Annotated in this window: 17 protein-coding genes; 7 read left to right on the forward strand and 10 right to left on the reverse strand. The window is 71.4% G+C overall.

What is annotated here, in order from left to right; genetic code table 11:
• Positions 1 to 6: 6 nt before the first annotated feature.
• Positions 7 to 1,542 carry a PucR family transcriptional regulator gene (locus EDF19_RS08325; RefSeq protein WP_123680421.1) on the reverse strand — a complete coding sequence of 512 codons (1,536 nt, stop codon included), beginning with the start codon at positions 1,540 to 1,542 and terminating at the stop codon, positions 7 to 9.
• Between the two features lie 92 nt (positions 1,543 to 1,634).
• On the opposite strand from EDF19_RS08325, the gene gabT reads away from it, so the two are divergent.
• From gabT to EDF19_RS19105, 4 genes are all read left to right on the forward strand, one after another.
• Positions 1,635 to 2,996, forward strand: a complete 1,362-nt coding sequence (gabT, locus tag EDF19_RS08330; protein WP_123680422.1) for a 4-aminobutyrate--2-oxoglutarate transaminase — start codon at positions 1,635 to 1,637, stop codon at positions 2,994 to 2,996.
• Positions 2,997 to 3,064: 68 nt separating this feature from the next.
• Positions 3,065 to 4,567: an NAD-dependent succinate-semialdehyde dehydrogenase gene (locus tag EDF19_RS08335; RefSeq protein ID WP_123680660.1), complete on the forward strand. Its 1,503-nt coding sequence runs from the start codon at positions 3,065 to 3,067 to the stop codon at positions 4,565 to 4,567.
• Positions 4,564 to 5,952 carry an NAD(P)/FAD-dependent oxidoreductase gene (locus EDF19_RS08340; RefSeq protein WP_221180632.1) on the forward strand — a complete coding sequence of 463 codons (1,389 nt, stop codon included), beginning with the start codon at positions 4,564 to 4,566 and terminating at the stop codon, positions 5,950 to 5,952. The genes EDF19_RS08335 and EDF19_RS08340 overlap by 4 nt, the downstream gene beginning before the upstream one ends.
• Positions 5,953 to 5,988: 36 nt before the next feature.
• Complete coding sequence (locus EDF19_RS19105) at positions 5,989 to 6,147, forward strand: hypothetical protein (protein WP_185022747.1); 159 nt, start codon at positions 5,989 to 5,991, stop codon at positions 6,145 to 6,147.
• 84 nt (positions 6,148 to 6,231) lie between these two features.
• Here EDF19_RS19105 and EDF19_RS08345 read toward each other — a convergent pair whose 3' ends face one another.
• From EDF19_RS08345 to EDF19_RS08360, 4 genes are all read right to left on the reverse strand, one after another.
• The gene (locus tag EDF19_RS08345; protein WP_123680423.1) at positions 6,232 to 7,596 is read right to left on the reverse strand and encodes an NAD-dependent succinate-semialdehyde dehydrogenase; all 1,365 of its coding nucleotides are present in this window, start codon (positions 7,594 to 7,596) and stop codon (positions 6,232 to 6,234) included.
• A 61-nt stretch (positions 7,597 to 7,657) separates the two neighbouring features.
• Entirely contained in the window at positions 7,658 to 9,070 is a 1,413-nt protein-coding gene (locus tag EDF19_RS08350) for an APC family permease (RefSeq protein ID WP_123680424.1), read from the reverse strand.
• Between the two features lie 195 nt (positions 9,071 to 9,265).
• A complete protein-coding gene (locus tag EDF19_RS08355; protein WP_123680425.1) occupies positions 9,266 to 10,282 on the reverse strand; it encodes an agmatine/peptidylarginine deiminase in 1,017 nt (338 codons plus the stop codon).
• Positions 10,279 to 11,313, reverse strand: a complete 1,035-nt coding sequence (locus tag EDF19_RS08360) for a nitrilase-related carbon-nitrogen hydrolase (protein WP_123680426.1) — start codon at positions 11,311 to 11,313, stop codon at positions 10,279 to 10,281. The genes EDF19_RS08355 and EDF19_RS08360 overlap by 4 nt, the downstream gene beginning before the upstream one ends.
• A gap of 109 nt (positions 11,314 to 11,422) precedes the next feature.
• Here EDF19_RS08360 and EDF19_RS08365 point away from each other — a divergent pair, with 109 nt between their 5' ends.
• Both EDF19_RS08365 and EDF19_RS08370 read left to right on the forward strand, forming a co-directional pair.
• Positions 11,423 to 11,608 (forward strand): hypothetical protein, encoded by a 186-nt coding sequence (locus EDF19_RS08365; protein WP_148071059.1) that lies wholly within the window; start codon positions 11,423 to 11,425, stop codon positions 11,606 to 11,608.
• Positions 11,605 to 12,423, forward strand: coding sequence for an SDR family oxidoreductase (locus tag EDF19_RS08370; RefSeq protein WP_123680428.1), 819 nt, complete (start codon positions 11,605 to 11,607; stop codon positions 12,421 to 12,423). The genes EDF19_RS08365 and EDF19_RS08370 overlap by 4 nt, the downstream gene beginning before the upstream one ends.
• Before the next feature lie 6 nt (positions 12,424 to 12,429).
• On the opposite strand, the gene EDF19_RS08375 is transcribed toward EDF19_RS08370, so the two are convergent.
• A complete protein-coding gene (locus tag EDF19_RS08375) occupies positions 12,430 to 13,083 on the reverse strand; it encodes a DUF1345 domain-containing protein (protein ID WP_123680429.1) in 654 nt (217 codons plus the stop codon).
• Between the two features lie 161 nt (positions 13,084 to 13,244).
• Between EDF19_RS08375 and EDF19_RS08380 the strand changes: the two genes are divergently transcribed.
• A complete protein-coding gene (locus EDF19_RS08380) occupies positions 13,245 to 13,688 on the forward strand; it encodes a hypothetical protein (RefSeq protein WP_123680430.1) in 444 nt (147 codons plus the stop codon).
• Positions 13,689 to 13,693: 5 nt separating this feature from the next.
• On the opposite strand, the gene EDF19_RS08385 is transcribed toward EDF19_RS08380, so the two are convergent.
• Genes EDF19_RS08385 through EDF19_RS08400 form a run of 4 tightly spaced genes read right to left on the reverse strand, consistent with a single transcriptional unit; the run spans position 13,694 to position 18,322 of the window.
• Positions 13,694 to 15,046, reverse strand: coding sequence for an NAD(P)/FAD-dependent oxidoreductase (locus tag EDF19_RS08385; RefSeq protein ID WP_123680431.1), 1,353 nt, complete (start codon positions 15,044 to 15,046; stop codon positions 13,694 to 13,696).
• Complete coding sequence (locus EDF19_RS08390; RefSeq protein ID WP_123680432.1) at positions 15,046 to 16,410, reverse strand: FAD-binding oxidoreductase; 1,365 nt, start codon at positions 16,408 to 16,410, stop codon at positions 15,046 to 15,048. Before EDF19_RS08390 ends, EDF19_RS08385 begins: the two co-directional genes overlap by 1 nt.
• A gap of 2 nt (positions 16,411 to 16,412) precedes the next feature.
• On the reverse strand, positions 16,413 to 17,843 hold the full coding sequence (locus tag EDF19_RS08395) for an aspartate aminotransferase family protein (protein WP_123680433.1): 1,431 nt from the start codon (positions 17,841 to 17,843) through the stop codon (positions 16,413 to 16,415).
• A complete protein-coding gene (locus EDF19_RS08400) occupies positions 17,840 to 18,322 on the reverse strand; it encodes an Lrp/AsnC family transcriptional regulator (protein WP_035809531.1) in 483 nt (160 codons plus the stop codon). Before EDF19_RS08400 ends, EDF19_RS08395 begins: the two co-directional genes overlap by 4 nt.
• Between the last annotated feature and the right edge of the window lie 11 nt (positions 18,323 to 18,333).

Here is an 18,333-nt window from a genome sequence, read left to right on the forward strand (position 1 = left end):
CGCGCCTCACACGCCCTCGACGACGAAGGCGGCCCAGAGGTCGGCACGGGTGGCGAAGGCGGAGAGGTCACGGTCGAGCAGTCGTCCGGCGTGCTCCACGCGGGCCCGGGCGGTGTGCCGGTGGACGCCGAGGGTCTGCGCGGCGCGGTCGTACTCGCAGTTCTCCTCGAGCCAGGTGCGGACGGTCTTGGTGAGCTCGGTGCCGGCGGCGCGGTCGTGATCGCGCAGGGGAGCGAGGACGGCGCGTGCGACCGCTCCGGCGTCCACGTCGACGTGGGCGAGGTGTGCGAGGACGCCCTCGCGGGCCAGGTCGCCGAACTCGGTGGTTCCCGGGCGTCCCTCGCGTCGGCGGTCGAGTGCCTGCACGGCCTCGGTGCGGGCGCGGCCGAACGACCGGTACGCGGCACCGTCGGACAGTCCGGCGCGCAGGTCGAAACGGCCGACGAGGTCGTCGACGATCCCGGTGTCGTCGGCGTTCACGCAGAGGAAGAGGGCGTCGTCGACGGCGAAGAAGAGCTGCCCGGGTCGGTCCTGCACCCAGAGCTCGAGCAGGTCGACGACGGTGTCGAGGTCCTGGTCGTCGACGTCGAGCGCCGCGATCCGGACGGGTTCGGCGGGCAGCGGCCCCCAGACCTCGCGCGACGTGGACTGCACGACCTCGGGGTCGCCCACCGACAGCATCGTGAGCAGCCCGGTGCGGAGGAGTCCTCGGGCCCTGGCCAGCTCGCGGTTCTGCTGCAGGGCGAGGCCGGCGAGGGCGATGACGGCGGTGACGACCTCGCGGCCGGCACGGTCGAGCGCCCCGCCGTTCGCGATCGCGAGCACGCCGCTGAGGTGTCCGCCGCTGCCGAGCGTCTGCAGCGTGAAGCCGGTGTGGTGGTCGGTCGTGACCGGCAGGCTCGCCCGAGCTCCGGCCCGCAGCAGGCGGAGCGCCTCGTCGCGCAGGAGCTCGAGGTCGGCCGCCGGGACGCCGTCCGTCGGGTGTCCGCGGTCGAGGCGACCGGAGACGTCGAACAGGCCGACCCACCCGTCGAGCTGCCGGGACAGCTCGGCGATGGTCGCTCCGAGTCCGTCCGGACGCATCGCGGCGAGCGAGATGGCGCGCTGCGCGGCGAGGGCCCAGGCGTTCCGGGCGTTCGCGTCCCGGGCGACGGCGTCGGCGTTCGCCTGCGCGACCGCGATGAACGAAGTCTCGTACGGCACCTCGAACAGCGGGAGCCCGTGGCGCTCGCACGCCGTGACGAGCGCGTCGGGTGTGCCGGCCCGCACGACCTCGGTGCCGAACCCGAGCGCGACGACGCCGCGGTCCACCAGGCGCCGGACGTAGGCGTCGGCGACCTCGTCGGGGACCACGGCCTCGGTCCCGAACTGGGTGCCGGTGGTGAGGAGCCCCTGTCCGGCGGCGAGGAACCGCGTCGGGTCCTCGAGGTCCGAACTGTGCAGCCAGGAGAGCGGGGCATCGAGGGCGTCCGCGTCCGACCCGGTCAGCTGACGCAGACGCAGATCGGCACGGTGCAGGAGGGATCGCAGCGTCGCGGGCATGACCGCACCCTATCCGCCGAGGCGACCAGCGCCCGGTTCGGTGTACACGGCGGACAGTGGGCCGGGCTGGTCGCGGCTCCTACCATCGCCGCATGTCCTCCACCGCAGCACCCTCGATCAGTGCGCCCACCGGCGGCCCCTCGCTGCCCCAGGAACGACGGCTCGTCACGGCCGTCCCCGGTCCGCGATCGCGCGAGCTCATGGCGCGGAAGGCCGGTGCCGTCGCGGCCGGGGTCGGCGTCGCCGTGCCGATCGCCGTCGTCGCGGCCGGCGGCGGGGTCGTGGTGGACGCGGACGACAACTCCTTCGTCGACCTCGGCTCCGGCATCGCGGTGACGAGCGTCGGCAACGCGCACCCCGGCGTGGTCGCAGCCGTCACCGAGCAGGTCCAGGCCTTCACGCACACGTGCTTCACGATCGCCGCGTACGACGGCTACGTGGCCGTCGCCGAGGCGCTCAACCGGCTGACCCCCGGCGACCACGAGAAGCGCACGGCCCTGTTCAACTCGGGCGCCGAGGCGGTCGAGAACGCCGTGAAGATCGCCCGCAAGCACACCGGTCGGCAGGCCGTCGTGGTGTTCGACCACGCGTACCACGGCCGCACGAACCTCACGATGGCGCTCACCGCGAAGAACCAGCCCTACAAGGACGGCTTCGGTCCCTTCGCACCAGAGGTGTACCGCGTCCCGATGTCCTACCCCTTGCACGACGGGCTCACCGGCCCCGAGGCGGCCAAGCGCGCGATCAGCCAGATCGAGAAGCAGGTCGGCGCCACGAACACCGCAGCGGTGCTCATCGAGCCGATCCAGGGCGAGGGCGGCTTCGTCGTGCCGGCACCGGGGTTCCTCGGCGCGCTGTCCGAGTGGACCACCGCGAACGGTGTCGTGTTCATCGCCGACGAGGTGCAGACCGGCTTCGCCCGCACCGGGGCCATGTTCGCCAGCGAGCACGAGGGGATCGTCCCCGACGTCGTCACGACCGCGAAGGGGATGGCGGGCGGGCTGCCGCTGTCCGCCGTGACCGGCCGCGCGGAGATCATGGACTCCGCGCACGTCGGCGGGCTCGGCGGCACCTACGGCGGCAACCCGATCGCCTGCGCCGCAGCGCTCGCCGCGATCGACGCCTTCGAGCACGACGGGCTGATCGAGCGTGCGACGGCGATCGGGGACATCCTGCTCGACACGCTCCGGGCCGCCAAGGCCCGCGACCCGCGCATCGGTGACGTCCGCGGTCGCGGTGCGATGGTCGCGATGGAACTCGTCGACCCGGCGACCGGTGACCCGGACCCCGGGCTCACGGGGCGGGTGGTCCGGTCAGCGTTCGAGCACGGCGTCATCGCGCTCACCGCCGGCACCTACGGCAACGTCGTCCGGTTCCTGCCGCCGCTGTCGATCGACGACGCGCTGCTCCGCGACGGGTTGTCCGTCGTCCTCGACGGGCTGGCCGCGTCGTGACCGCGACGAGCGCCACGACCGCCTGGCCGTCCGTCCCCGACGCGACCGGACCCGCTGCGGAACAGGCCGTGCTCGACCGCGTCCCCACGGGCCTCCTGGTCGACGGCACCTGGCGGCCGGCAGCGGACGACGCGACCTTCGCCGTCGTCGACCCCGCCACCGGCGAGACGCTCCTGCACATCGCCGACGCCTCGCCGGAGGACGGCGGGAAAGCACTCGACGCCGCGGTCGCGGCGCGACACGGCTGGGCGACCACACCGCCGCGGCAGCGCGCCGAGGTCCTCCGCCGGGCGTTCGACCTGCTGCAGGAACGCCGTGAGGAGTTCGCACTCCTGATGACGCTGGAGATGGGCAAGCCCCTCGCCGAAGCGCGCGGCGAGGTCGCGTACGGCGGCGAGTTCCTCCGCTGGTTCTCCGAGGAGGCCGTCCGCATCGGAGGCTCGTACGGCACGAACCCGGAGGGCACCGGGCGTGCGATCGTCACCCACAAGCCGGTCGGGCCCGCGTACCTGATCACCCCCTGGAACTTCCCCCTCGCGATGGCGACGCGCAAGATCGCTCCCGCACTCGCCGCCGGGTGCACGGTGGTCGTGAAGCCCGCGGAACTCACCCCGTTGACGACCCTGCTCCTCGCCGACCTGCTCGTCGAAGCCGGGGTGCCGGCCGGGGTCGTGAACGTCGTCCCGACGACCCGCGCCGCCGCGGTGTCGGAGCCGGTCATCAGCGACCCCCGGCTCCGGAAGCTGTCGTTCACCGGATCGACCCCGGTCGGACGGACCCTGCTCGCGCAGGCGGCCACCACCGTGCTCCGGACGAGCATGGAGCTCGGCGGCAACGCCCCGTTCCTGGTCTTCGAGGACGCGGACCTGGACCTCGCGATCGAGGGAGCGCTCGCCGCGAAGTTCCGGAACACCGGACAGGCGTGCACCGCCGCGAACCGGTTCCTCGTGCACGAGGACGTCGCCGACGAGTTCGCGCGGCGCATCACCGAGCGGGTCGCCGCGATGCACGTCGGACGGGGGACCGAGGACGGCGTCGCCATCGGACCGCTCATCGACGACCGGGCGGTCGACAAGGCGCACCGCCTGGTGACCGACGCACTCGACCGCGGCGCGACGCTCCGCACCGGCGGACACCCGGTCGACGGCCCCGGCACCTTCTACGCCCCGACCGTCCTGACCGACGTGCAGCCCGGCAGTGACCTGCTGCGCGACGAGATCTTCGGGCCCGTGCTCGCCATCCGGACGTTCCGCACCGAGGACGAGGCCGTGGCCGCCGCGAACGACACCGAGTACGGTCTGGTCGGCTACGCGTTCACCGAGGACCCGGCCCGCGGACAGCGACTGATGGAGCGGCTCGAGACCGGGATGCTCGGCCTGAACACCGGCGTGGTGTCCAACGCATCGGCCCCGTTCGGTGGCGTGAAGCAGTCCGGCCTCGGGCGTGAGGGCGGCGGCGAGGGCATCGCCGAGTACCTCGAGACCATGTACACGCTGACCCCGGACCCGTTCCGCGGACGGGGAACAGCAGCGACCACAGCACCAGCCACGACCGAAGGAGCAGCACGATGACCGAACGCGACGTCGTCATCATCGGAGCCGGGGTCACCGGCCTCACCGCCGCGAACCGCCTCCGGGCCGCGGGGCTCAGCGTCGCCGTGCTCGAGGCGCGGGACCGCGTCGGTGGCCGCACCTGGACGAACGACGTCGACGGTGTGACCCTCGAGATCGGCGGGCAGTGGGTGTCGCCGGACCAGACCGCGCTGCTCGAGACCCTCGACGAGCTCGGCCTGGACACGTACGACCGGTACCGCGAGGGCTCCAGCGTCTACATCGACGCCGACGGCACGCGCACCGAGTACACCGGCGACGTCTTCCCGCTCCCCGAGGCGACCGCGAACGAGATCGAGCGCCTCGTCGCCCTCGTCGACACGTACGTCGCGAAGGTCGACCCGGACCGCCCGTGGGACTCCCCGGACGCCCGCGCACTCGACGAGGTGTCGTTCCGGCAGTGGCTGCACACCCTGAGCGAGGACCGCGTCGCGACGGAGAACATCGAGCTCTTCATCGCCGGGGCCATGCTCACCAAGCCCGCCCACGCCTTCTCGGCCCTGCAGGCGCTCCTGATGGCGGCATCGGCGGGCAGCTTCGAGAACCTCGTCGACGCCGACTTCATCCTGGACAAGCGGGTCGTCGGCGGCATGCAGCAGGTGTCGGAGCGGCTCGCCGAGCGCCTGGGCGACGACGTGCACCTGAACGCTCCGGTCCGCACCCTGCGGTGGGACGACGACGGCGTCGTGGCGCTCGCCGACGGCGGCATCGAGGTCCGGGCGCGCCGGGCCCTCGTCGCCGTGCCGCCGCCCCTGTACTCGCGGATCTCGTACGAGCCGCCGCTGCCCCGCCGCCAGCACCAGCTGCACCAGCACCTGTCGATGGGCTTCGTCATCAAGGTGCACGCCGTCTACGACCGGCCGTTCTGGCGTGGGACGGGGCTCTCCGGCACCGCCTTCAGCCCCTACGAACTCGTGCACGAGGCCTACGACAACACCACCCACGGCTCCGAGCAGGGGACCCTCGTCGGGTTCATCTCCGACCAGCACGCCGACGACGTGTTCGCGCTCAGTGCCGAGGAGCGGAAGGCCCGGGTCCTCGCGTCCCTCGCCCACTACTACGGTGACGAGGCCCTGCGCCCCGTCGTCTACTACGAGAGCGACTGGGGCACCGAGGAGTGGACTCGCGGCGCGTACGCAGCGAGCTTCGACCTCGGTGGTCTGGTCCGCTACGGCGCCGACCAGCGTGCGGCCGTCGGCCCGATCCGGTTCGCGTCGAGCGACCTCGCCGGGCACGGCTACCAGCACGTCGACGGCGCGGTCCGCATCGGACGTGCGGTCGCCGAGGAGATCCTGACTGCGACCCCGGTCGCCGCCGGATCCGGTGCCGCCGGGTCGTCCGTCTGAACGGGCGCAGCGACGGCCGCGCGTAGCGTCCGCACCATGAGCGACTCGACAGCGAACGGATCCAGCGACCCCACGAAGGACCAGGAGCAGTACACCGAGGACCTGCCGGACGGGTCGCCCTCGGGCGACGCCACGGAGGACCCGCAGCAGGACAGCGACACGGATTCCGGCGGCGAGCCCGCCGACCCGCAGTAGCGGGGACCGGACGACGGACTGGAGGCGCGGTGCCAGCTGGCACCGCGCCTCCAGTCCGGTCTGCAGCCGGCCCCAGGACGTCCGTCAGCCGATGCGGACCAGCTTCTTGTTCACGAACTCGTCGGCCCCCAGGGGGCCGAGCTCGCGGCCGAAGCCGCTCGCCTTCACGCCGCCGAACGGCAGCTCCGGGCTGTCCGCACCGACGATGTTCACGTAGACCATGCCGGCCTCGATGCGGTCAGCGACGCGGAGTGCCTGGTCGGCATCGGTGGTGAAGAGGTACGAGCCGAGGCCGTACGGGGTGTCGTTCGCGATCGTGATCGCTGCGTCCTCGTCCTCGACGCGGTAGACGGCGGCCACGGGACCGAAGAACTCCTCACGGTAGGCGTCGTTCTCCGGGGACACGTCGGTCAGGACGGTGGGCACGAAGGCGTTGCCCTGCCGGGTGCCACCGGTGACGAGGGTCGCGCCCTGCGCGACGGCGGACGCGAGCTGCTCCTGCAGCCGGTCGGCGGCGGCCGGGGACGACAACGGGCCCAGCTCGGCTCCGGGCGTCGACGGGTCCGTCGGTTCGACCGCGGACATCGCCGCAGTGAACTTCGCGAGGAAGTCGTCGTACAGGTCATCCACGACGAGGAACCGCTTCGCCGCGTTGCAGACCTGGCCGTTGCCCTCGAGCCGGGTCGCGACCGCGGACTCGACCACGGCGTCCAGGTCGTCGGTGGAGAGCACGATGAACGGGTCGGACCCGCCGAGCTCGAGCACCACCTTCGTGAGGTTGCGGCCGGCGACCTCCGCGACGGCGGCACCCGCGCGGGCCGAACCGGTCAGCGAGACGCCCTGCACGCGGGGGTCGGCGATGACGTCGGCAGCCTGCTCGTTCGTGGCGAAGACGTTCGTGTACGCCCCCTCGGGGAAGCCGGCGTCGTGGAAGACGGCCTCGACGGCCAGGGCCGACTCGGGGCACTGCGGCGCGTGCTTGAGCAGCACCGTGTTGCCGATGAGCAGGTTCGGCCCCGCGAACCGGGCGATCTGGTACGCCGGGAAGTTCCAAGGCATGATGCCGAGCAGCACCCCGATCGAGGACTTCCGGATGAAGGCCGTGCCCTCGGAGCCCTCCGCCAACGTGATCGGCTGGTCGGCGAGGAACTCCTCGGCGTGGTCCGCGTAGTAGTCGTAGATGTCGGCGCAGAAGTCGATCTCGCCTTCGGCCTGGTCGATCGGCTTCGCCATCTCCCGCACGATCGTGGCCGCGAGGGTGTCACGGCGTTCCCGGTACAGCTCCGCGACGCGGTGCAGCAGGGCGGCGCGGTCGGCGACGGTGCTCGTCCGGGACCACGAGCCGTGGGTGCGGTCCGCGGTGGTGACGGCGGCGCGGAGCTCGTCGTCGGTGATCGTCGGGAAGGTCTCGAGGGTCGTGCCCGTGGTGGGGTCGGTGACGGCGTACATGGCGTCCTCTCGCTCGTGGATCGGGTGTCGGTGGCTCAGCGGTTCGGCGGCTCGGGTCGATTCAGGCCTGGTCGGTCAGCTGCTTGTTCACACCGGTGACCGGCTGGTTCTCGTCGAAGCTCTTCGGCAGCACCCGGAAGCCCTTCGTGATGACGAGCAGGTAGGCGAAGCCGATCGCCGCCCACACTCCTCCTGCGATCAGTGCGTCGGCGTGGAGCTGCGACCAGAGCACCCCGGTCAGCACCATCGCGAGCCCCGGCAGCACGATGTACTTCCAGCGGTCCGAGGCGGTGTGACGGCGACCCTGCCGCACGGCGAAGTGCACGATGACCGTGGCGTTGACGAACGTGAACGCGACGAGGGCACCGAAGTTGATGTACGACGAGATCGTGTCGAGCGAGAACGACATCGCCAGCAGCGTGACCGCCCCGACGAAGACGACGTTGAACACCGGGGTGTGCGTGCGCGGGTTCACGTAGCCGAACACGCGCTTCGGCAGCACGTTGTTCCGCCCCATCACCATGAGCATGCGGGCGACGCTCGCGTGCGACGCCAGCCCCGACGCGAGCGCCGCGACGAACCCGGCCGAGACGAGGACCGCCTGGAACACCGGACCGCCGACGAGCAGGCCGATCTGGGGGAGCGGGTCGTCCGTGAACTCGCCGAACGGGGTGTTCGTCGGGAAGCGGAGCTGGGCGAAGTGCGCCGAGACCAGGAAGATCGCACCGCCGAGCAGCACCGTCAGCATGATCGCCTTCGGCATGATGCGGATCGACTTCGCCTCTTCGGTGTACATCGTCACCGCATCGAACCCGATGAACGAGAAGCACACGACCGTGGCACCCGTGAGCAGGGCCGACATCGTCACCCCGTCGTGCACGAACGGCTCGGTGCTCGCGATCGTCCCCGCGCCCGCGCCGTGCACGAGTTCGATGACGGTGAACACGACGAACGCGATCATCGCCAGGATCGCGCCGATGAGCAGCACCATGTTGAGGTTCGACGTCCCGCGCATCGACAAGCAGATCACCGTCGTGACGAACACCGTGTAGACGACGACCGTCACCCACGAGGGCAGCGCCGGGAACACCTGCTCGAGGTAGAGCCGGATGATGAGGGCGTTCACCATCGGCAGGAGCAGGTAGTCGAGGAGCGAAGCCCACCCGACCATGAAGCCGACGTTGGGGTGCATCGACTCCCGCACGTACGTGTACGCCGAGCCGGCCGCAGGGTAGACGCGGACCATCTTGCCGTAGCTGATGGCCGTCAGCGCCATGATCACGAGCGCGATGAGGTACGCGCTCGGCACGGCGCCGTCGGTCTGCCCGGAGACGATGCCGAACGTGTCGAACACCACCGTCGGGGTCATGTAGCCGAGCCCGAGCCCGACGATGGCCCAGAGGCCGAGGCTCCGCTTCAGCGAACCGCTCCGCGCCGGTGCTGCCGGGGCGGAGACCGCGATGGGTGATGCCATGAGAGTTCCCTGGGGTTCGGGTCCGCGCGACGGTGCGCGGGCCGGTTCGGTCCGGAGCAACATACCGACGGGCCGCTCCTGCGCGGACCGGCCGCGGTGTACAGGACGGGAGCGGTCGCTGTACACGGCGGCGATGGCCACCGGCATCGCGGATGACGGTGCTGCGCAGGCCGCCGGCTGAGCCTGCGGCTCGGCTTACATCGCCGGCTGCTGCTGGGTGATGCAGTGCAGTCCGCCGCCGCGCGCGAAGACCTCGCGTGCGTCGATCGAGCGGACCTGACGGCCGGGGTAGACGTCGCCGAGGATGCCACGGGCGCGGTCGTCGGCGACCGGATCACCGAACGCGCACGCGATCACGGCGCCGTTCACCACGACGTGGTTGACGTAGTTCCAGTCCACCGGGCCTCCGTCGTCGCTCAGCGTCGAGGGTGCCGGCAACTCGACGATCGTCGCGTCCGTGGCCTGTTCGAGCGCACGCCGGATCTGCGGCATCACGAGGTGGTCCGGGTGGCCGGGGTCCGGCTGGGCGTGCAGCAGGACGGTGTCCACAGCCCCGCCGGCGAAGGTCGCCACCATGTCGACGTGCCCCCGGGTGCCGAAGCCGTCGTAGTCGCGGGTCAGGCCACGCGGCAGCCAGATCACCCTCGTCGCACCGATGGTCCGCTCCAGCTCGAGCTCGACGCGCTCCCGGTCGGCGTACGGGTTCCGCCGCGGGTCGAGCTGCACGGTCTCGGTGACCAGTACGGTGCCACGACCGTCGACGTGGATCGCCCCACCCTCGTTGACGAGCAGTGACGGGATCCGCCGGGCGCCCGCGGCCGAGGCCACCGTCGCCGCGATCTCGGCGTCGCGGGTCCAGGTGGACCAGGGGTTCGCGCCCCAGCCGTTGAACACCCAGTCGACGGCCCCGAGCTCGCCGGTCACGTCGTCGACGACGAACGTCGGTCCGATGTCGCGCATCCAGAAGTCATCGAGGGGCGCTTCGAGCACGTCCACCTCGGCCGACAACAGACGTCGGGCGTCGGCGCGTGCGACCGGGTCCACGACGATCGTCACGGGCTGGTGCTCGCTGATCGCGTTCGCCGTGCCCGCCCACGCCTCGCGTGCCGCCTCGGCGCTCGCCGCGTCGTCACCGAGCGTCAGACCGGGGCGTGGGAACGCCATCCAGGTGCGTTCCTGCGGAGCCGTCTCGGGAGGCATCACCCACGTCATGCGAGCGCCTCCTGCCCGGCGTCGGTCGCTTCCACGGCCAGGGCCGCGTCGATCGCGTCGCGTGCGCCGTACGCGTGGCGTGCCTCGTCGACCGGGGCCACGAGGCCGTCGTAGAGGTCCGGGCGGCGGGTCACGTAGAAGGGGAACAGCCGGAGCCACTCCGTGCGCGCCTCGAGGTCGAGGTCCGCCACGAGCACCGCGTCGGCGTCACGCGGTGCCTCGGCCAGCACACGGCCGAACGGGTCCGAGATGAACGACGAGCCGTAGAAGGTGATGTCCCCCTCGTCGCCCCAGCGGTTCGGCACCACCATGAACTGGCCGGCGGTGATGCCGTTCGCGACGATGACCTGCCGCCAGATCGGGGCGGTGTCGAAGTCCGGGAACGTCGGCTCGGAGCCGATCGCCGTCGGGTACACGAGCACCTCGGAGCCGGCGAGGCCGTACGACCGAGCGACCTCGGGGAACCACTCGTCCCAGCAGGTCGGCAGACCGACGCGTGCACCCAGGCCCTCGGGCGCGTACACGGGGAACGGGTCGGTGTCGGCACCGGGGCGGAAGTACGTGTCCTCGTAGTAGCCGGCGCTGATGGGGATGTGGGTCTTGCGGGTCCGGCCGACCAGGGTGCCGTCCGGTGCGAGGAGGACGGCGGTGTTGTAGCCGCGCGGGTCCTCGGGGTGGTCGTCCTCCGCCGGTCGCTCGTACAGCGAGGCGTGCACGAACACCCCGTGCTCGATCGCCTGTGCTCGGGCGAACGCGACGGTCGGGCCGTCCTCGAGTGATTCGGCGAGGTCCTTCGGGACGCCGCTCGCGGGGGTGTCACCCGGGTAGCGGCGAAGGGTGAGTTCGGGGAGGAACACCGCCGCGGCGCCGTTGGCCGCGGCGGTGGCGATGCCGTCGGTGAGCTGTGCGCGGTGGGCAGCGGGATCCTCGAGCCAGTGCATCTGCACGAGCGCGACGCGGGTCGTGCGGCGGAGTGTGCTGGTGTCCTGGCGCAGCGGAGACGGGTGCGGGGGAGCGGTGACGATGTCCATCCCGCCATTGTTGATCGCATGGTCAATGAGCGCAAGGTCCACTTTCACAGTTCCGCCGCGTGTAGGTCGCGAGCCGCGCGGGTCTGACGAGACGTTCGAGGGTGTCCGGTTGACCGAGCGGCGCGCCGTCGAGCGGCCGGATGCCGCCGGCATCGAGCACGGCGACGTCACCGACCTGCCGCCGTTCGGCCTGGGGATGCTGTCCGCTTGCCGCGTCCGTCACCCGGACCTCCAGGTGCCACTGAAGCGGGGAGCGTTACCTGATCGCGTCAGATCTCAGGAGGAGACAGCATGAGCAAGACCTGGTTCATCACCGGAGCGTCGAAGGGCTTCGGCCGCGAGTGGGCGGAAGCCGCCCTCGAACGTGGAGACTCCGTCGCCGGTACGGCCCGCAACACCGACGACGTGCAGGCACTCGTCGACCAGTTCCCGGACACGTTCCTCGGACTGCAGCTCGACGTGACCGACCGTGCCGCGGACTTCGCGGCCGTGCAGCGCGCGGCGGAGCACTTCGGCTCGCTCGACGTCGTCGTGAACAACGCCGGCTACGGCCACTTCGGCATGGTCGAGGAACTCACCGAGGACGAGGTCCGCGCCCAGCTCGAGACGAACCTGTTCGGGGCACTCTGGGTGACCCAGGCTGCACTACCGATCATGCGGGAGCAGGGTTCCGGGCACGTCATCCAGGTGTCCAGCATCGGCGGGATCAGCGCGTTCCCGACGGTCGGCGCCTACCACGCGTCGAAGTGGGCGCTCGAGGGGCTGTCGCAGTCCCTGGCGCAGGAGGTCGCCGGCTTCGGCATCCACGTGACGCTCATCGAGCCGGGTGGGTTCTCGACCGACTGGTCTGGACCGTCGTCGAAGAAGAGCGAGGAGATCGCCGCGTACGCCGACGTCCGCGAAGCCGCGTCGAAGCGCCCGTCGGCCGCCGACCCCGGCAAGCCCGAGGCGACGCGTTCGGCGATCCTCAAGGTCGTCGACGCCGAGCAGCCGCCCCTGCGCGTCTTCTTCGGCAAGGCGCCGCTCGGCATCGCCGAGAAGGACTACGAGTCCCGTCTGGCGACCTGGCGCGAGTGGCAGCCGGTGTCGGAGGAGGCACACGGCTCCTGAGCGACCTCAGCTGATGATGTTGACCGCGCGCGAGATGACCAAGGCCAGCAGGATGAACCCGCCGAGTGACTGGTAGGCCATGATCATCTTCGCGCGGATGGTCATCGGCATGGTGTCGGTCGGGCTGAACGCGACCATGTTCGTCATCGCGACGTAGAGGTAGTCGAGGTAGACCGGTCGCCACGCCGCCGTCTTCGCATCGGTCTCCTGGGGGAACTGGAAGTCCGCCTCGTCACTCGTCCACAGCTCGGGGCGGCGACGCGCCACCGGGCCGCCGCGGTCGAGTTCCCAGTACACGAGTCCGAACGCGATGATGGTGCTCACCCACACCTGCAGGGCGGTGAGCAGGACGGCGCCCCCGTCGGCGTGCCCGCCGAGGAGCACCTCGATCGTCCGCACCACGGTGAGCTGGTTCGCGACGGTGAGCATGATCGCCAGCGAGAACGACAGCCATCGCGACCAGGTCGTCTCGCGGGTCAGCCGTCGCGGGTTGAAGACGACGAGTGGGGTGAGCAGCAGGACACCGAGCACGGGGACGACCCACGACGGGAAGAACAGCACCTCGCTCGGCAGGAACAGGCTGAGTCCGAGGTTCACCAGGACGGCGATCGCGACCGGCGCGCGGTGCTCGTGTCGGTGGCGGGGCCGGGTCGGGGTCACGCTGTGAGTGTCGCGCACGGGGTGGTCCCTCGGCGGACACACGGCGGCGCGTCGGCCCTGGACGTGTCAGCCCCCAGGCGGATCACGGATCCACCCGGAGGTGCAGCACGACGCTCCGAGCGGCGGACGACACGGTCCCCGACACCGCCGAGGCTGGAGCCATGACCGAACGCATCCACCGCCCCGTCCGTCTCGTGGCAGGCGCCGTGCTCGCCGCGGGTCTGGCCCTCACCGCGACCGGCTGCTCCTTCGTCCAGCAGCAGACCGGCGATGCCTGGTCGGTCACGTACCAGGTGCAGGTCGACGGGCCGGCCGGGTCGGAACTGTCCGACGTCCGTGTCGAGGGCGCCGAGAAGCGCGGTGACGCCCCGGAGGTGCACCGACTCGGGACGCAGAAGACGAGTACCGCGAAGACGAGCGGCTCGGCATGGGAGCACGAGTCGATCGTCCTCGCCGAGCAGCGTGCCTCGGTCCGCGCGACACCGGGACCCGACGCGACCGCGACCTGCCGGATCCTGCTCGACGGCGAGCGCGAGATCGCCGCGGAGACCTCGGCTGCGGGCAAGGCCGTGACGTGCTCGGCGGACACCCCGGCGTTCGACTGAGCCGCTCAGTGGTCGAGCGGGACCGGCGCGAGCGTCTCGGCGAGCGCGAGCGGGTCCACCTCGTGGCCGAGCAGCCGCCCGGCCGCCCGCAGCCCCGACAGCAGCGCACCGTGCACCGTCGCCGGGTCCTCGCCCCACGTGGCCTCGCCCGCGAGCTGCACCCGGCCGGAGGGCGTGCCGAGCAGGTCGTGGTCCTCCGGTGACGCGCCGACGTGCAGGTACGAGTACGACCCCCGCGAGAACGGATCGTCGGCCCACCGCGTGATCCGGACGGCTTCCGGTGCGGGGACCGACGGGCCGAACATCCGCCGGAGCGCCTCGACGGCCTCTTCGACGATCATGGCGTCCGGCAGGGTCTCGAGCCGGCGGGCCCCCGCTCCACCGACCAGGGCGGCGAGCACCGGCGCACCGGTCACGCGGGACATGTCGTACCAGGAGTGCCAGTCGACGCCGGCCGACCCCTGCTGGCGGACCACCCACGCGTCTCCCCAGAACCGCGATGGGAACCGCAGGAACACCTTGTCGTACGTGCCCATCCCGAGCCGACCGAGCGCACCGGCGGCGGCGTCGGCGAGCGGTGGGTCGAAGGTCACGTCACCGGCCTGCAGCACCCCGAGCGGCACGGTCACGACGACGTCGCCCGCCGTGACGGACGAACCGTCCTCGAGTCGGACCTCGACGCCCGAGGCGGAGTGCGTCACCGAGCGCACCGCCGAGGACAGCCGGACGTCGAGCCCGTCGGCCAGCGCGGCGGCGTACTGCGCGTACCCGCCGGGGAACACGACCTCGTCGCCGGGGACGTGCTCCTCGTCGAGCCCGTGCGCGTCGAGGACGGTGACGGGTGCCCCGCAGAGGTCCTCGGAGCGGTGCGCCATGTACTCGCGGACCCGCGCGGCCCGGTCACCCTGCCACCGCAGGGCCCGCAGCACCGTGTCCACGGCGGCCGCGTAGGTCGACGGCGGTGGGGCCGACCCGACGACGGCGGGCAGCGCGGCGTCGACGGTGTGCAGGTCTGCCACGAACGACGCTGCGTCGGCATCGGACAGGCGGGCGCCGGACTGGGCGTGCCAGGCGATCGGCCGGCCGTCGAACTGGAAGCTCCCGACCGTGAACTCGACCGTCTCGATGCCGAACGACGACGCCAGCGACCACAGCGGGTTGCCGTCGATGCCGTGGATCCACGAGGCGCCGAGGTCGACCGGCACCCCGAGCGAGGTGTCGGTCCAGGTGCGGCCGCCGATGCGGTCCCGCGCTTCGAGCACGACCACGCGCTGCCCGCCGAGTGCGAGGGCCCGTGCGGCGGCGAGCCCTGCGACCCCGGCGCCCACCACGATGACGTCAGCATGGAGCGCAGCCATCAGTGGCCTCCCGTCAGCGGCGCCATCAGCCGCGCGGCCAGACTCGGCCGCCCGGTCAGTGCTTCTTCGCGGTCGGCCAGGTCGGTCGCCACGAGGCCCGCGTTCGCCCCGAGGAACCGCAACGGCTCGGGCTCCCAGTCTGGCGACCGGTGGTTCACCCACGGCAGCGCGGTCAGCGGGGACGAGACCCCGCGGACGAGGTCGGCGAGCGTGCGCCCGGCCAGGTTCGTCGTCGACAACCCGTCACCGACGTAGCCGCCGGCGGTCCCGACGTGGCCGTCCCAGGTCACCGACGCGCACCAGTCCCGGGGCACCCCGAGCGGGCCGCCCCAGGTGTGGGTGATCGGGGCGTCCGAGACGACGGGGAACAGGTCGACGAGCGCCGAACGCAGGTGTGCGAACACCCGCGGGACCCGGTCGTACCCGGGCGTGATCGAGGACCCCCAGTGGTAGCGGGCTCCGCGTCCGCCGAACGCGAGCCGGTCGTCCGCCGTGCGCTGCCCGTACACGAGCAGGTGTCGGTAGTCGGAGAAGGTCTGGCCGTGCTCGAGGCCGATCCGGTCCCATGCCGATGCGGGGAGCGGTGCGGTGGCGATCATCAGCGAGTACAGCGGCAGGATCCGCCGCTTCGTCTGCTCCAGTTGTGCGCCGTAGCCCTCGACGGCGATGACGACGGCGCCGGCCGTGACGGTCCCGCGCGAGGTGACCACACGTCCGCGATCCCAGGACGAGGCGGGCGTGTGCTCCGCGATCCGGACGCCCCGTGCCTCCAGGGCGGCCGCCAGGCCACGCACCAGTGCTGCGGGCTGGACCCGCGCGCAGTCCGGGGTCCACGCGACGCCGGCCGAGCCGGCGGCGTCGCCGGGTCGTGCCTGGCGCCAGGTCATGTCGTCGCCCCACTCGGCTGACGATGCGACCTCGTCGTGGGCGGCGCGCTCCTGCACCGCGGAGCGTGCGTAGAGGACGGTGCCGCCCTTCACGTAGTCGCAGTCGACCTCGGCTTCGGACGCTGCGCGGCCGACCTCGTCGACGGTGTCGCGCATCGCTGCGCGGAGCGCGAGTGCCGCGTCGCGACCGTGCTCCTCGGCGATCGACGCGGCTGACCGCGGGAACAGCGCCGAGCACCAGCCGCCGTTGCGACCGGAGGCGCCGAACCCGGCGATCTCGCGTTCCAGGACGACGATCTGGAGGCCCGGGTCGGCCTGGTGCAGGTACCAGGCGGTCCAGAGACCCGTCAGTCCACCGCCGACGATCGCGACGTCCGCGGTCGTGTCGCCGTCGAGCGGCGGCCGGGGCGTCAGGTCGTCGCGTCCGCTGGACGCGAGCTGGTCGAGCCAGAACGAGACGCCCCGGTAGCCGCTCACGGTCAGATCTTCGTCCAGGCCTCGGACAGGACGCTCCGCAGGATCGACGTCATCTCGCGGAACTCCGGCTGCCCGATGGTCAGCGGCGGTGCGAGCTGCACCACGGGGTCGCCGCGGTCGTCGGCTCGGCAGTACAGCCCGGCGTCGAACAGCGCCTTCGACAGGAACCCACGGAGCAGTCGCTCGGATTCGTCGTCGTCGAAGGTCGTCTTGGTGGCCTTGTCCTTGACGAGCTCGATGCCGTAGAAGTAGCCGTCACCGCGGACGTCGCCGACGATGGGCAGGTCGAGCAGGGTGTCGAGCTCGGCCTTGAACAGCGGGGCGTTCTGCCGCACGTTCGCGAGCAGCCCCTCTTCCTCGAAGATGTCGAGGTTCTCCATGGCGACGGCCGCCGACACCGGGTGCCCGCCGAACGTGTAGCCGTGGTAGAAGGTCGTGTCGCCCTTGGAGAACGGCTCGAAGATGCGGTCGCTGATGATCGTCGCGCCGATCGGCGAGTACCCCGAGGTCATCGCCTTGGCGCACGTGATCATGTCCGGTACGAAGTCGTAGGTGTCGCAGGCGAACATGGTGCCGATCCGGCCGAAGGCGCAGATGACCTCGTCGGAGACCAGCAGCACGTCGTACTCGTCGCAGATCTCGCGGACCCGCTGGAAGTACCCGGGCGGCGGGGTGAAGCAGCCGCCGGAGTTCTGCACCGGCTCGAGGAAGACCGCGGCGACGGTGTCGGGGCCCTCGAACTCGATCATCTCGCGGATGCGCTCGGCCGCCCAGAAGCCGAACTGCTCCTCGGTGCCGCCCGGGAAGCCCATCTCCTCGGCGCGGTAGTAGTTCGTGTTCGGCACCCGGAAGCCGCCGGGGGTGAGCGGCTCGAACATCTGCTTCATCGCCGGGATGCCCGTGATCGCCAGTGCTCCCTGCGGGGTGCCGTGGTAGGCCACCGCCCGCGAGATCACCTTGTGCTTCATCGGCTTGCCCTGGAGCTTCCAGTAGTACTTCGCGAGCTTGAAGGCGGTCTCGACCGCTTCACCGCCACCCGTCGAGTAGAAGACCTTGTTGAGGTCGCCGGGGGCGTGCTCGGCCAGGCGGTCGGCGAGCTCGATGGCCGCCGGGTGCGCGTAGGACCAGATCGGGAAGAAGCTCAGCGTCTCCGCCTGCTTCGCGGCCATCTCGGCCAGACGCTTCCGGCCGTGGCCGGCGGCGACGACGAACAGGCCGGACAGCCCGTCGAAGTACTCCTTGCCGTGGCTGTCGTAGACGTGGTGTCCCTCGCCGCGGACCATGATCGGCACGTCGGCACCGGCCTGGTTCGCACCGTGTCGGGCGAAGTGCATCCACAGGTGGTCCCGGGACTTCCGCTGCAGGTCGGCGTCGTCGACCGGTGCGAACGGGTCGTAGGAGCCGAGCCGGGTGGGCTGTTCGGAGATGGTCATCGCGTTCCCCAGTCGTAGAGCTGTTTGCGGAGTTGCAAGTAGACGAAGGTCTCGGTGCCGGCGACGCCCGGGATGGCCCGGATCGTGCCGTTGAGCAGTTCGATGAGGTCGTCGTCGTCCTCGCAGACGACCTCCACCATGAGGTCGAAGCTGCCGGCGGTCATGACGAGGTAGTCGACCGCCGGCAGCTGTTCGAGGGCGTCGGCGACTGTTCGGGTGTCGCCGCTGACCCGGATGCCGATCATCGCCTGCCGGTGGAAGCCGAGCTGCATCGGGTCGGTGACCGCGACGATCTGCATGACGCCGGTCTCGGTGAGCTTCTGGACGCGCTGCCGGACCGCCGCCTCGCTGAGACCGACCGCCTTGCCGATCTCGCCGTACGGACGGCGGCCGTCCGCCTGGAGTTGTTCGATGATCCGTTTCGAGGTGTCGTCGATCGGTCCCGGACGTCGTGGTGCTGCCGCCATGCCGGACAGCATGGCAGCGGGCG

The organism is Curtobacterium sp. PhB115 (assembly GCF_003752025.1).
GTDB lineage: Bacteria > Actinomycetota > Actinomycetes > Actinomycetales > Microbacteriaceae > Curtobacterium.